Source organism: Chromobacterium subtsugae (genome assembly GCF_001676875.1).
Classification (GTDB): Bacteria; Pseudomonadota; Gammaproteobacteria; order Burkholderiales; family Chromobacteriaceae; genus Chromobacterium; species Chromobacterium subtsugae.
Genome location: NZ_JYKA01000001.1, coordinates 236,303 through 249,235 on the forward strand (window position 1 = coordinate 236,303; position 12,933 = coordinate 249,235).

Annotated in this window: 10 protein-coding genes and 1 tRNA gene; 8 read left to right on the forward strand and 3 right to left on the reverse strand. The window is 65.5% G+C overall.

Annotation, left to right across the window (positions count from 1 at the left end; translation table 11 throughout):
• The first annotated feature begins 163 nt into the window (after positions 1-163).
• Positions 164-2,548 (forward strand): chitinase C-terminal domain-containing protein, encoded by a 2,385-nt coding sequence (locus MY55_RS01130; protein ID WP_047237793.1) that lies wholly within the window; start codon positions 164-166, stop codon positions 2,546-2,548.
• A 3-nt stretch (positions 2,549-2,551) separates the two neighbouring features.
• On the opposite strand, the gene MY55_RS01135 is transcribed toward MY55_RS01130, so the two are convergent.
• Positions 2,552-2,767 carry a hypothetical protein gene (locus MY55_RS01135; protein ID WP_043574508.1) on the reverse strand — a complete coding sequence of 72 codons (216 nt, stop codon included), beginning with the start codon at positions 2,765-2,767 and terminating at the stop codon, positions 2,552-2,554.
• Between the two features lie 88 nt (positions 2,768-2,855).
• Between MY55_RS01135 and sgrR the strand changes: the two genes are divergently transcribed.
• Positions 2,856-4,556: an HTH-type transcriptional regulator SgrR gene (gene sgrR / locus MY55_RS01140; protein WP_047237794.1), complete on the forward strand. Its 1,701-nt coding sequence runs from the start codon at positions 2,856-2,858 to the stop codon at positions 4,554-4,556.
• 10 nt (positions 4,557-4,566) lie between these two features.
• On the opposite strand, the gene MY55_RS01145 is transcribed toward sgrR, so the two are convergent.
• Complete coding sequence (locus MY55_RS01145; RefSeq protein ID WP_047248686.1) at positions 4,567-5,154, reverse strand: hypothetical protein; 588 nt, start codon at positions 5,152-5,154, stop codon at positions 4,567-4,569.
• Between the two features lie 613 nt (positions 5,155-5,767).
• Here MY55_RS01145 and MY55_RS01155 point away from each other — a divergent pair.
• A tRNA-Gly gene (locus MY55_RS01155) sits at positions 5,768-5,841 on the forward strand.
• A gap of 59 nt (positions 5,842-5,900) precedes the next feature.
• Positions 5,901-8,051: an AsmA family protein gene (locus MY55_RS01160; protein ID WP_043574500.1), complete on the forward strand. Its 2,151-nt coding sequence runs from the start codon at positions 5,901-5,903 to the stop codon at positions 8,049-8,051.
• Between the two features lie 45 nt (positions 8,052-8,096).
• Here MY55_RS01160 and MY55_RS01165 read toward each other — a convergent pair whose 3' ends face one another.
• Positions 8,097-10,136 (reverse strand): cation:proton antiporter, encoded by a 2,040-nt coding sequence (locus MY55_RS01165; protein WP_425266084.1) that lies wholly within the window; start codon positions 10,134-10,136, stop codon positions 8,097-8,099.
• A 133-nt stretch (positions 10,137-10,269) separates the two neighbouring features.
• Here MY55_RS01165 and MY55_RS01170 point away from each other — a divergent pair, with 133 nt between their 5' ends.
• From MY55_RS01170 to lptA, 4 genes are read left to right on the forward strand one after another with little or no spacing between them, the layout of a single operon-like run.
• Positions 10,270-11,250, forward strand: coding sequence for a KpsF/GutQ family sugar-phosphate isomerase (locus tag MY55_RS01170; RefSeq protein ID WP_043574495.1), 981 nt, complete (start codon positions 10,270-10,272; stop codon positions 11,248-11,250).
• A gap of 46 nt (positions 11,251-11,296) precedes the next feature.
• On the forward strand, positions 11,297-11,821 hold the full coding sequence (locus tag MY55_RS01175; protein WP_047236967.1) for a KdsC family phosphatase: 525 nt from the start codon (positions 11,297-11,299) through the stop codon (positions 11,819-11,821).
• Positions 11,818-12,387 (forward strand): LPS export ABC transporter periplasmic protein LptC, encoded by a 570-nt coding sequence (lptC, locus tag MY55_RS01180; RefSeq protein ID WP_043574491.1) that lies wholly within the window; start codon positions 11,818-11,820, stop codon positions 12,385-12,387. The genes MY55_RS01175 and lptC overlap by 4 nt, the downstream gene beginning before the upstream one ends.
• Positions 12,377-12,931, forward strand: a complete 555-nt coding sequence (gene lptA / locus MY55_RS01185) for a lipopolysaccharide transport periplasmic protein LptA (protein WP_043574488.1) — start codon at positions 12,377-12,379, stop codon at positions 12,929-12,931. The genes lptC and lptA overlap by 11 nt, the downstream gene beginning before the upstream one ends.
• The last annotated feature ends 2 nt before the right edge of the window (positions 12,932-12,933 follow it).

Sequence of the window (12,933 nt, forward strand, 5' to 3'; positions counted from 1 at the left end):
TTAAGCAAAGCCGTCAAATCGGCTGTTTCATCCCGCTTTCGCCCTGACAAAAAGAACAGGGGCATTTTTAATCCTAACCGCTACATTCCATTTGTTAATACCACTTAAATACAACTAGCCGTATCTTTCACAGCCTCACCCACACTTAGAACAGGAGGAAAGCGTGAGCAAAACCCTGATGTTCCTGAAAGGCGGGTTGGCCGCCGGCGCGCTGGGCGGCGCCGCCTTGCTGGCCAGCCACGGCGCCGTCACCGGCAGCCCCTTCCAGCCGACGCAAGCGTCGTGGCTGGTCAAGACCGCCGACGCCACCTGCACCGATCCCGCCTGGAGCGCGGCCACCGTCTACACCGGCGGCCAGCGCGTCAGCTACCAGAACCAGACCTGGCAGGCCAAATGGTGGACGCAGGGCAACACCCCGGCCGCCGGCGACGCCAGCCCGTGGCAGCTGATCGGCCAGTGCGGCGGCGGCAATCCCAATCCGCCACCCGACCCACCGCTGGTGCAAGTGCCCGCCCCCACCGGCAACGCGCTGTGCCGCCCCGAAGCGCTGGCGCAGACCCCCAGCGTCGACGTGCCCTACTGCGCGGCCTACAAGCAGGGCGGCGCGGAACAACTGGCCAACGGCAGCCGCCGCCGCATCATCGGCTACTTCACCAGCTGGCGCACCGGCAAGGACGGCAGCCCGGCCTATCTGGTGAACAATATTCCCTGGGGCAAGCTCACCCACATCAACTACGCCTTCGCCCATGTCGACGGCAACAATCAGCTGTCGGTCAACGACAGCGCCGCCGGCAATCCAGCCACCGACATGACATGGCCGGGCGTGGCCGGCGCCGAGATGGACGCCAGCCTGCCCTACAAAGGCCATTTCAACCTGTTGACCCAGTACAAGCGCAAATACCCGGGCGTGAAGACGCTGATCTCGGTGGGCGGCTGGGCCGAAACCGGCGGCTATTTCGACGCCAGCGGCAAGCGCGTGGCCAGCGGCGGCTTCTACAGCATGACCGTCAACGCCGACGGCACCGTCAACCAGGCCGGCATCAACGCCTTCTCCGACTCTGCCGTCGCCTTCCTGCGCAAGTACGGCTTCGACGGCGTCGACATCGATTTCGAATACCCGACCTCGATGAGCAACGCCGGCAATCCGCTGGACTGGAGCTTCTCCAACGCCCGCCTCGGCTCGCTGACCAAGGGCTATGTGGCGCTGCTGCAAACGCTGCGCGACCGGCTGGACCGCGCCGCCGCCCAGGACGGCCATTACTACCAGATCACCGCCGCGGTACCAGCCTCCGGCTACCTGCTGCGCGGCATGGAAACCTTCCAGGGCTTGAAGTACCTGGACTTCGTCAACGTGATGTCGTATGACCTGCACGGTGCCTGGAACCGCTTCGTCGGCCCCAACGCCGCGCTGTACGACGACGGCAAGGACGCCGAACTGACGTTCTGGAACGTCTACGGCACCGCGCAGTACGGCAATATCGGCTACCTCAACACCGACTGGGCCTACCATTACTACCGCGGCGGCTTGCCGGCTTCGCGCGTCAACATGGGCGTGCCCTACTACACCCGCGGCTGGAAAAACGTCACCGGCGGCAGCAACGGCCTGTGGGGCAGCGCAGTGGGCAGCAACTGCCCGACCGGCCTGACGGAGTGCGGCGACGGCGCGGTGGGCATCGACAACATCTGGCATGATCTGGACGACAACGGCAAGGAGATCCCGGGCGGCTCCAATCCGATGTGGCACGCCAAGAACCTGGAAAAAGGCATAGCCGGCAGCTACCTCGCGTCCTACGGCATCGACACCAGCCAGCCGATCAACCAGCTCACCGGCAGCTACCAGCGCAACTACAACGCCACCCTGACCGCGCCGTGGCTGTGGAACGCCAGCAAGAACGTGTTCCTGTCCACCGAGGACGAACAGTCCATCGCGCAGAAGGCGGCCTGGATCGACGCCAACAACATCGGGGGCGTGATGTTCTGGGAGCTGGCCGGCGACTACGACTGGAACGCGCAGCGCAACGGCGGCCAGGGCGAATACTTCATCGGCAACACCCTGACCAACCTGCTGTACAACACCTTCAGCCAGCCGGCCAAGGTCAGCGCCCGCCGCGCCGACGCCGCGCCGGCTCCGACTGCGGCCATCGATGTCGGCTTCAGCCTGGGCAACTTCGCGCTGGGCGACAACAACTATCCGATCAACCCCAAGCTCACCATCGTCAACCGTTCGCAAACCACGCTGCCCGGCGGCACCGAGTTCCAGTTCGACGTGCCGACCTCGGCCCCGGCCAATATCGCCGACCAGTCCGGTTTCGGACTCAAGGTGATCAGCACCGGCCACAGCGGCAGCAATGTCGGCGGCCTGAAGGGCGACTTCAACCGCGTGTCGGTGAAGCTGCCCAGTTGGCAGAGCCTGGCGGCCGGCCAGAGCGTGACGCTGGACGTGGTGTACTACCTGCCGATCTCCGGCCCCAGCCATTACACGGTGGGCCTGAACGGCAAAACCTACGCCATCCGCGACGAGGCGCCCTACCTGCCCTACCTGAAATAAGCCTCAACCGGCCCGCAGCCGCGGGCCGCCGCGTTTCTCTTGTTCCCTCGTTCCGGCCGGGCTCTCCCGGCCGCTTTTTTTCTCCGCGGCCGCCGCCTCCTGCGGCCATTGCATCACTTCGCGCAGCTGGGCCAGCGCCCGCAGCGGCGAGACTCCGAAGCGGGATGGTTGGCGCGACAGATAGTCTTGGTAATAACGGGCGAGATCATCGGCGTTCATGCTGGACTCCTTGCAGTGGAGCCGCTATTGTCACGCTGATAACATGAAGAAAAAATTGCTGAACTTAACCAAATAAATTTCCTCTTTTATGCCAACCCCCCGCCTTCTGCAGCAATACCGCCGCCTGCACCAGCACTTCGGCGGCCAGGACGCCGCCGCCTCGCTGCAACAGCTGGCGGACATCCTGCCCTGCACCCGTCGCCATATGCGCAGCCTGCTGGCGCAAATGCAGCAGCTGGGCTGGCTGGACTGGCAGTCGCGCGCCGGCCGCGGCCAGCGCTCGCTGCTGCGCTTCGCGCAAAGCCTGGAGCAATTGCGGCAAAACCAAGCGGCGCAGCTGTTGGAGCAAGGGCGCGTGGAACAGGCCGCGGCGCTGCTGGGCGGCGATCCCCGGCAATTGGCGCCCATTCTGCTGGCCAGGCTGGGCCGGCGCTGGAGCCAGGACCGCCAGGTGCTGGGCGTGCCCTATTACCGGCCGATGCCCAATCTGTATCCGGGCACGCCGCTGCGGCGCTCCGAACGCCACCTGGTAAGCCAGATCTTCAACGGCCTGACACGGATAAACGAGGAAAAAGGGGAAGTAGAAGGCGACTTGGCGCATCATTGGCAACAGCATGGCGACGCCGAGTGGCATTTCCACCTGCGCCCGGCGGTGCGCTGGCACGATGGCCGCGAACTGACGCAGGACGACATCGCCGCCACCTTGCAACGGCTGCGGCGCTGGCCGCTGTTTTCCCATTTGCGCGGCATCCGCCGCCTGGCGCCGCACAGCCTGGCGCTGGAGCTGGAGCGGCCCGATCGCTGGCTGCCCTGGCTGCTGGCCGACAGCGCGGCGCTGATCCTGCCGGCCGATCATGACAAGCACCCCGGCTTCGCCTCGCACCCGGTGGGCACCGGCCCCTACCGCGTCGCGGCCAACGACGCGCACCGGCTGTCGCTGCAGGCCTTCGACGACTACTTCGGCTACCGCGCGCTGCTGGATCAGGTGGATATCTGGATGATGCCCAAGCTGGGCGACGAACTGGAGCCCGGCGGGCCCGGCCTTTGCGATTTGACGGTGGAAATCAATCCGCAGCCCGTCCGTCCGCAAACCGAGATGTCGCTGGAGGCCGGCGTCTATTTCCTGCTGTGCGACGGCCGCGCGCCGGCCATGCGCGACAGCCAGGCCCGCCAGTGGCTGGCCCACGTGCTGGCGCCGCTGGCCATCATGCAACAAACCGCGCCAGCGGTCCGACAATATTGGGTGGCCGCCTCCGGCCTGCTGCCGCGCTGGCATCATGCCAAACCTGCAGCCGCGCCGACCCGGACGCCGTTTTCCCGGCTGCGGCTGGCTTTTTATGAACAGCACCCGGAATACCAGTTGATCGCCGACGCCATCGCGCGCTGCCTGCGTCCCTTCGGCGTGGAGCTGGAATGCCGAAAATACAGCTATGGCGACTGGGAGCAGGGCCGCGGCGAAGCCGAACTATGGCTGGGTTCGGTCAACTTCACCCGCGCCACCGACTACGCCATTCCCGCCTGGCTGCTGGGCACCCCGCTGCTGCGCGGCTGCCTGGCGCCCGAACTGCCGCTGGACGGCTGGCTGGACGGCTGGCGCCAAGGAAGCGAAAACGCCCAGGGCCTGGCCGCCGCGGTGGTGCAAACGCATTGGCTGCTGCCGCTGTTCCACAACTGGCTGAGGCTGAACGGCCCTGGCCAGATAGAAGATTTCCGCCTCAACAGCCTGGGCTGGTTCGATTTCAAATCCGCCTGGCTGCGCCCCGAAGACATGTCCGCCGCGCCGAAATGAGACCGACGGCTCAGCGGCCGGGCAACTGGTAAATCCGCAGGCCGGCCAGCGCCGCCGGGTTGACCGACACCACCGCGCCGGTGCGGTAGTCGACGATCAGCGGATGGCGCGCCGGATCGCACGGCGTCGCCTCCCAGCCGTCGCGGTCGCCGCCGGCGATATTCACCGAGGTCGGACCCACGCCTTCCGGCTTTTGATCCAGATTGCTCAGTTTGAGCGCATTGGCGAGGTCGCCCGACAGAAACAGCGGCCGGATGTCCGCCGGCGCATTGCGCACGCACAGGAATGACTGGTAGTAGCGCACCTTGCGATCCTGGATAGGATAAAAATTCTTGTCGTAGATCGCCTCGTTCACAACAAAAGCCACGTCGCGAGCCGCGCCGCTGGCCCCGGCGGCATTGACGATGAACTTCTGCCCGGGAGAAACGCAGGCGAGACGCTGGTCCAGCCAGATATCGTCCATCTCCCGCGCCTGGCACTTCAACTCCCCGCGGTACGGCTGCAGCGGCTCGGCGGCATGCGCGCCGCCATGCGGGAGAATGGCCAGCGCCAGCCCCGACAATGCCGCCAGCCAAGGCCGGCGCGCGATTCGACTCATTTGCGAATTGTTTGAAACCATCTCGTCCGTTTCCTGAAACCCGTCTCCCCGCTGGCCGCCGCGACGCCATCGCCGCGGCGATTTTGATCACCCGCTATCCTCAAATGCCGCTTTCTAGTTTTCGCTCCGCCATGCCACGCCAACGAGCCGGCTGGCGGATGCGCTAGCATAAGCCTGAAAAAACACAATGTCATCAATGGCGCGCTGGTAAAAATATGGCTAAGCCCCGGCTGCGGCGACTTTACGCGGCGGCTGCGATCGGCGACTATCGGCCCCGCCCCGACACCAGCACCCGCCGCAAGAGCAAACCCGCACTCTCCGCGCCGCGCCCCTGGCCGCCGCAGACGGAAATCGCGCACCCCGCCGCCGGCCGGCCCCGCTGCCCCAGGCGCATTTCACCGCGCCACAGCATGCCTTTGGGATAAACTTGCCGGCGCATGCGAAAGCAATCGCCAGCGCCATCGCGGCCCGCCAAGTCCATTTCGTATCAATCACTTAGGATTTTCGCGCCGCAAGCCTTTGCCGCCACCCCTGCCGTCCGGGCTTTTGTTGCGCCGCAAAACCTTGCCAACCCCGGCGAAACCCGCTAAATTCGGGGGCTCTAGCGAAGCGCGCGGGTGTAGCTCAATGGTAGAGCAGAAGCTTCCCAAGCTTACGACGAGGGTTCGATTCCCTTCACCCGCTCCACAGGCTTCCGACTACCCGTCTCCAAATACTCCATGCATAGCCTCTCCGAGCGATCTCCTATGAAATTGAACTCAGGCCGGCTGTGGCTAAGAATCGCGACTTACGGCTCGCTGGCCGTGGTTTTGCTGCTGGTATTGATCCGCGCATTGATCTACTGGCAATTCGACGAAGCCGCCGTGCGCGGCGCGCTGACCCACGCCCTGAACGACACAGGCCGCGCCGTCCATATCGATGGCCGCATCACTCCCTCCGTTTTCCCCTATCCCGGCATAGACATAGAAAAAGTCAGCATCAGCGAACCCGGCAAGCCCGCCGTTTTCGCCCGGGTGGAACTATTGCGCGTGTCGCTGGCCTGGATGCCGCTGCTGTTCGGCAACCGCGAAATCAAGGCGGTGGAGCTATACGGCCCCAGCGCCAGCATCACGCGCGGGCTGGACGGCCAACTGAATATTTCCGACCTGTTCCAGCGCCGCAGCCCAGGCGCCTACAGCATCAAGCTGGACCAGTTGCGCATCCGCGAAGGCACGCTGCTGCTGTCCGACCAGCCCACCCACACCGACAAGCGCCTGTCCAGCATCAGCCTGGACGCCGACGATCTGCGCAGCACCGCCAGCGTCAGCGCCGGCGCCATTCTCGACGACGACAAGCGCCCGGTGCGGCTGGCGCTGAACACGCCGCTGGCCATCCAGGACGACCAGGTCAGCCTGCCGCAGCTGGAGGCGGTGGCGATCAGCAACATCCAGGGCCTGGGCGAGACCAAGCTCAGCGTCACCGGCCAGTACAAGCTCAACTTCGCCTCGCTGCAGGCCACCGGCAGCGACGTCACCGTGTCGTTCAGCAGCGACAGGCCCAGCAGCGAAGTGAAGCTCGCGCTGCCGCAGATCAACGCCAGCCTGCACGAGCTGGCCATGCCCTCCGGCAGCCTGAGCGCCAAGTTGATCTACGCCCGCAGCCAGTACCAGCTGCAGGCGCAGTTGGAAAACCTCAAGCTGAGCGAGGGCGGCCTGTACGCCGACAAGCTGGACGGCGAATTCAACTGGCTGGCCGGCAGCACCAAGGTCAACGTCAAGCTCAACGCGCCGTTCTCGCTGGCCGGCATGAACCAGCTGCTGATGCAGCCATTGAAGCTGACCAGCACCATCGCCACCCCGGCGCTGCCGCGCGGCAAGCTGGTCACCAGCATGGAAGGCTCGCTGGACGGCGACATCGACGAGCCGCGCTTCAATCTGCGCGTGGCCGGCAAGCTGGACGGCTCCGACGTGTCGGCCACCCTCAGCCAATACGGCCTGATCAAACCGCGCCACGAGGCCACGCTGACCATAGGCAAGCTCGACCTCAACCGCTACCTGCCGGAAAGCCAGGGCGACCCGGTGGCCATCTTCCAGAACACCAACGAGATTCCGCTCGATTGGCTGGATTTCTTCGACCTCAACGGCAAGGTGGCGATAGGCGAGCTGGCGATGGGCCGCTTCCGCATCAACCACATCAGCAGCAACGTCCGCATCAATCCGCGCGCGCTGGAGCTGGACCAGATGTCGGCCGACATCTACGACGGCCGCCTGCAGGGCGACGCCTCGCTCAGCCGCCGCGACGTGCCGCGCCTGCAGGTCAAGCAGACGCTGCAGGGGATGAAGATCCGCCCGCTGCTGGTGGACCTGTTCAATTTCGGCCGGCTGGACGGCAAGGGCAACGGCAAGATAGACATCAGCGCCGACGGCAAATCCTTCGCCGACCTGCGCAACACCCTCAGCGGCGACGCCGCCTTCAGCCTGAACAACGGCGCGCTCACCGGCATCGACCTGGTGGCGGCGCTGAAGAACCTGCCGGCGGAGCTGAAGGAATGGAACAGCGCCGCGCAGAACGACCAGAAGACCACCTTCTCCACGCTGTCGACCAGCTTCAAGCTGGACAAGGGCATCGCCCGCAACCAGGACCTGAAGCTGGCCTCGCAGCTGGTGAACGTGAACGGCGGTGGCAAGATAGACCTGAAACAGAGCATCGTCGACTACACGATGGACGTGCAGGCCAATCCGCAGGAGTTTGCCCAGCTCAAGGGCGTCAACGTGCCGCTGAAGATCACCGGCCCGATCAACGCGCCGGTGTACGCGCTGGATTTCAACGCGATGGTGAAGGGCAAGAAGACCGAGGGCGAGAAAAAGCAGGCGCTGAAGCAGCAACTGCAGAAGCAGATCACCACCATTCTGCCCTGAGCGCCAGACGGCGCCAAAGAAAAGCCCCGGCTTGCCGGGGCTTTTTCATGCCACGCTCAATCGCCCTGCAGAATCCTCGACTCCGCCAGCGCCAGTTGCTCCGGCGTGCCCAGCAGCACCAGCACATCGTCGGCGCCGATCTCGAAGCTGGCGTCGAAGTCGGTGCGGCGCACCCGATGGCGGCGGATGGCCTTCACCTCCACTCCCAGCGCCTCCAGCTTCAGCGCGCCCAGCGGATGGCCGATGGCGGCGGATGGCCTTCACCTCCACTCCCAGCGCCTCCAGCTTCAGCGCGCCCAGCGGATGGCCGATGGCGGCGGCGCCGCCGCACACCTGGATGCTGAGCAAGCGCGGCACCAGCGCCTCGTCCAGGCTTTCCACCTCGTCGCTGCTGCCGCGGAAAAAGCCGCGGAACAGATCGTAGCGCTCCTCGCGCACCGCGCGGATGCGCCGCAGCACGCGGCTGGGCGGCACGCCGGCCTCCATCAGCGCCTGCGAGGCCAGCATCAGGCTGCCCTCCATCACCTCGGCCACCACCTCGTCGGCGCCGGCCTGGCGCAGCACATCCATCTCGCTGTCGTCTATGGTGCGGACGATCACCGGCAATTCCGGCCTCACCTCTCGCACCGCGTGCAGAATGCGCAGCGCCGCATGGGTGTCGGCGAAGGTCACCACCACCACCCGCGCCCGCATCAGGCCGGCGGCGATCAGCACCTCTTTCTTGCCGGCGTCGCCAAACACCACCGGATCGCCGGCCTCGCCGGCCTCGCGCACCCGCTCCGGATCCATGTCCAGCGCGAACATATTGATGCTCTCCGCCTCCAGCAGCCGCGCCAGCGCCTGGCCGCTGCGGCCGTAGCCGCAGATCAGCACGTGCTCGCTCTTGCTCATGCTCGCCACCAGCATCTGGTGCAGATCCAGCGACTGCAGCATCCAGTCCTGCTTCACCAGCCGCCGGGTGATGCGCTCGCCGTGCATGATCAAGAAAGGCGCGATCAACATGGAGATCAGGATGGCGGCGATGGCCGCCTGGGCCATCGGCGTGGCCACCAGCTGCAGGTCCATCGCCAGCGCCAGCAGCACGAAACCGAACTCGCCGCCCTGCGCCAGCGCCAGCGCCGAACGCATCGCATCATTGGCGCGGTGGCCGAACAAGCGGCCCAGGCCGAACACCACCGCCAGCTTCAGCGGCAGCAGCAGCGCCAGCAGCATCAGCACTTCGCCGAAGCGGTTGAACAGCACCGACAGCTCCAGCCGCATGCCCACGGTGATGAAGAAGAAGCCCAGCAGGATGTCGCGGAACGGCTTGATGTCCTCCTCCACCTGATAGCGGTATTCGGTTTCCGAGATCAGCATGCCGGCGACGAAGGCGCCCAGCGCCAGGCTGAGGCCGGACAGCTCGGTCAGCCAGGCCACGCCCAGCGTCACCAGCAGCACGTTGATCATGAACAATTCGCCGGAGCGCTGGCGCGCCACCAGATGGAACCACGGCCGCAGCAGCCGCTGGCCGAAAAACAGCAGCAGCGCCAGCACCAGCGCCACCTTCAATGCCGCCTTGCCCAGATCCAGCCACAAGGTCTCGCTATGGCCGGCGAAGGCGGGCAGCAGAATCAGCAAGGGCACCACGGCGATGTCCTGGAACAGCAGCACCCCTATCGCCAGCTGGCCGTGCGGCTGGTTCAACTCCAGCCGCTCGGTCAATAGCTTGCTGACGATGGCGGTGGACGACATCGCCAGCGCGCCGCCCAGCGCGAAACCAGTCAGCGGGCTGCCGGTCAGATAGGCGATGGCCGCGGCCACCAGCAGCATGGTCACAGCCACTTGGGCGAAACCGACGCCGAACACCAGCTGCCGCATCGCCTTCAGCCTGGGCAGCGAAAATTCCAGGCCGATGGTGAACATCATGAACACGATGCCGATCTCGCCCAGAAAGGCGGTTTCCTTGCCTTGCGGTATCAGGCTGGCCACGCCTGGTCCGGCCAGGAAGCCCACTACCAGGTAACCCAGCATCGGCGGGACTTTCAGGCTGCGGCACAGGGTTACCGCCAACACTGCGGCCAACAGGACGATAACGATGGGGGCCATGGAATGCATCGGCGGCTGGGTCTCCCGGGAATGGACATCAGATGGACGGAAAGCGGGGAAAATGCGACGGCCAAGCAAAAGTTGCACCAGCTCGCGCGTCAATCGATTATAACCTTTGATATACTTTTGCCTTATGGAAAAAACACACTCCACCAGCCGCCTGGAGATGGCGCGCGAGGTTCTGCAAACCGAAGCCGCCGCGCTCGTCACCCTGGCCGAACGCCTGAACGGCGATTTCCTGGCCGCGGTCGACGCCATCCTGGCCTGCCCGGGCCGCGTCATCGTCACCGGCATGGGCAAGTCCGGCCATGTGGGCCGCAAGATCGCCGCCACGCTGGCCAGCACCGGCACGCCGGCCTTCTTCGTCCATCCGGCCGAGGCCGCGCACGGCGATCTGGGCATGATCACCGGCGACGACATCGTGATCGCGCTGTCGAACTCCGGCGAATCCGGCGAAGTGGTGTCGCTGCTGCCGGCGCTGAAGCTGAAAGGCAGCCGGCTGATCGCCATCACCGGCCGATCGGAGTCGTCGCTGTCCCAGGCCGCCGACATCCTGCTGCACACCCATGTCGAGCGCGAGGCCTGCCCGCTGAACCTGGCGCCGACCACCAGCACCACGGTACAGATCGCCTTGGGCGACGCGCTGGCCGTCACGCTGATGGAGGTCCGCGGCTTCAGCCAAAGCGACTTCGCCTTGTCCCACCCCGGCGGCAGCCTGGGCCGGCGCCTGCTGGTGCACGTCGCCGACCTGATGCACAGCGGCGACGCCCTGCCCCGCGTGGCGCCCGGCACGCTGCTGAAGGACGCGCTGCTGGAAATGTCGCAGAAGCGGCTGGGGATGGTCACCGTCTGCGACGCCGACGACACCCTGCGCGGCATCTACACCGACGGCGACCTGCGCCGCACGCTGGAGCGCTCGGCCGACGTCTACAGCCTGAAGATAGACGAGGTGATGGGCCGCTCGCCGCGCACCATCCAGGCCGGCAAGCTGGCCGCCGAGGCCGGCTTCGTGATGAAGCAGAACCAGATCACCAGCCTGGTGGTGGTGGACGCCGCAGGCAAGCTCAGCGGGGTGCTGCACATGCACGACCTGCTGCAGGCCGGCGTATTTTGATTCCGCCGCGCCGCCCGATCCGGCGGCCGGCAGCAAGGACCAAGCAATGCGAATGATTTCCGAGCAGGCCCGCAAGGTGAAACTGCTGATCATGGATGTGGACGGCGTGATGACCGACGGCCGCATCTACTACAACGCCCAGGGCGAAGAGAGCAAATCGTTCTACGTGCAGGACGGCCTGGGGCTGCGCCTGCTGCAGAGCACCGGCGTGCAGCTGGCCATCATTTCCGGCCGCGCCGACCGCTGCGTCGAGCACCGCGCCCGCGCACTGAAGATCGACCACTACTACGGCGGCGTCCACGACAAGGGCGAAGCGCTGGCCGACCTCTTGCAAAAAACCGGCTTTAGCGCCGACGAGTGCGCGTTCATCGGCGACGATCTGATCGACCTGCCCATCCTCACCCGCGTCGGCCTGGCCGTCGCCGTGCCGGAAGCGCCGCCGCAAGTGCGCCAGCACTGCCATTACGTGACCGGCAACCCGGGCGGCCACGGCGCGGTGCGCGAACTGGCGGAATTGATCATGCAGGCGCAGGGCAGTTTCGACGCCGTGGTCGCCAGGTACTTGGCATGATGCGGCTATTGCGCTCCCACCGGCTGTTCCCCGTGCTGCTGATCGGCCTCACCGCCATGCTCACCCTGTGGCTGGACCAGATTTCGCGCTGGGACACCCGCCACCGCGAGCTGGACCCGGACAAGCCCGAATACGTGGCGGAAAACCTGGTCGCCACCCATTTCGACCTGCAAGGCAAGATCGCCGACCGGCTGATCGCCACCCGCATGTGGCAGTATCCGAGCAAACCGGACGCCTATTTCGAAAACCCCGACCTGTACCAATACCAGCAAGGGGCGCTGCAATACCACGTCTTCGGCGAGTCCGGCCGCTACAACAACAAGAACCAGCAGGCTTTCTTCGACAAGAAAGTCACCCTGATCAAACCCGCAGACAGCAAGCAGCCCGAAACCCGGCTGGAAAGCAGCGTGATGCTGGTGGACTCCGCCAAGCACATCGCCAGCACCAAGGCGCCGTCGGTGGTCTACCATGGCAAGTCGGTGGCCCACTCCATCGGCTTCGTCTACCAGCAACCGCTGGGCCTGCTCAACCTGCTGTCCACCACCAAGATCATCTATGCCAAATAAGACCCGCATCCTGCTGGCCAGCCTGCTGCTGGCGGCTTCCGCCCTGACGCACGCCGAACAGGCCGACAGCACCAAGCCCATGGAAATCACCAGCGACAACGGCTGCACCATGGACCAGATCAAAGGCGTATCCACCTGCGAAGGCAATGTGGTGGTGATCCAGGGCACCCTGCGGCTGAACGCCGACAAGGTGGTAGCCACCCAGGACAAGCAAGGCAACCAGACGCTGCAGGCCACCGGCCGCATCGTCACCTTCCGCCAGAAGATGGACAACAACGGCGGCTGGGTGGAGGGCCAGGCCAGCAAGCTCGACTACAGCAGCGCCGGCCACTTGGCCGTGCTCACCGGCAACGCCCGCGTCAAGCGCAACGGCGATCTCGCCATCGGCAACGTGATCAGCTACGACACCCGCAGCGAAACCTATCAGGTGCAGGGCGGCGGCGCCGGCAATGCCGGCAAGGGCCGCACCACCGTGATCCTGCAGCCCAAGAACGCAGCCTCGCAGCCCGCGGCGGCCAAGCCGGCCGGAGCCGCCAAACCATGAAC

Bases quoted from the DNA above. Each gene is read 5' to 3' on its own strand.
- MY55_RS01160 (WP_043574500.1), top strand. From the start codon at position 5,901: ATGAAATTGAACTCAGGCCGGCTGTGGCTAAGAATCGCGACTTACGGC.
- MY55_RS01135 (WP_043574508.1), bottom strand. From the start codon at position 2,767: ATGAACGCCGATGATCTCGCCCGTTATTACCAAGACTATCTGTCGCGC.
- lptC (WP_043574491.1), top strand. From the start codon at position 11,818: ATGATGCGGCTATTGCGCTCCCACCGGCTGTTCCCCGTGCTGCTGATC.
- MY55_RS01145 (WP_047248686.1), bottom strand. From the start codon at position 5,154: ATGAGTCGAATCGCGCGCCGGCCTTGGCTGGCGGCATTGTCGGGGCTG.
- MY55_RS01165 (WP_425266084.1), bottom strand. From the start codon at position 10,136: ATGGCCCCCATCGTTATCGTCCTGTTGGCCGCAGTGTTGGCGGTAACC.
- MY55_RS01170 (WP_043574495.1), top strand. From the start codon at position 10,270: ATGGAAAAAACACACTCCACCAGCCGCCTGGAGATGGCGCGCGAGGTT.
- sgrR (WP_047237794.1), top strand. From the start codon at position 2,856: ATGCCAACCCCCCGCCTTCTGCAGCAATACCGCCGCCTGCACCAGCAC.
- lptA (WP_043574488.1), top strand. From the start codon at position 12,377: ATGCCAAATAAGACCCGCATCCTGCTGGCCAGCCTGCTGCTGGCGGCT.
- MY55_RS01175 (WP_047236967.1), top strand. From the start codon at position 11,297: ATGCGAATGATTTCCGAGCAGGCCCGCAAGGTGAAACTGCTGATCATG.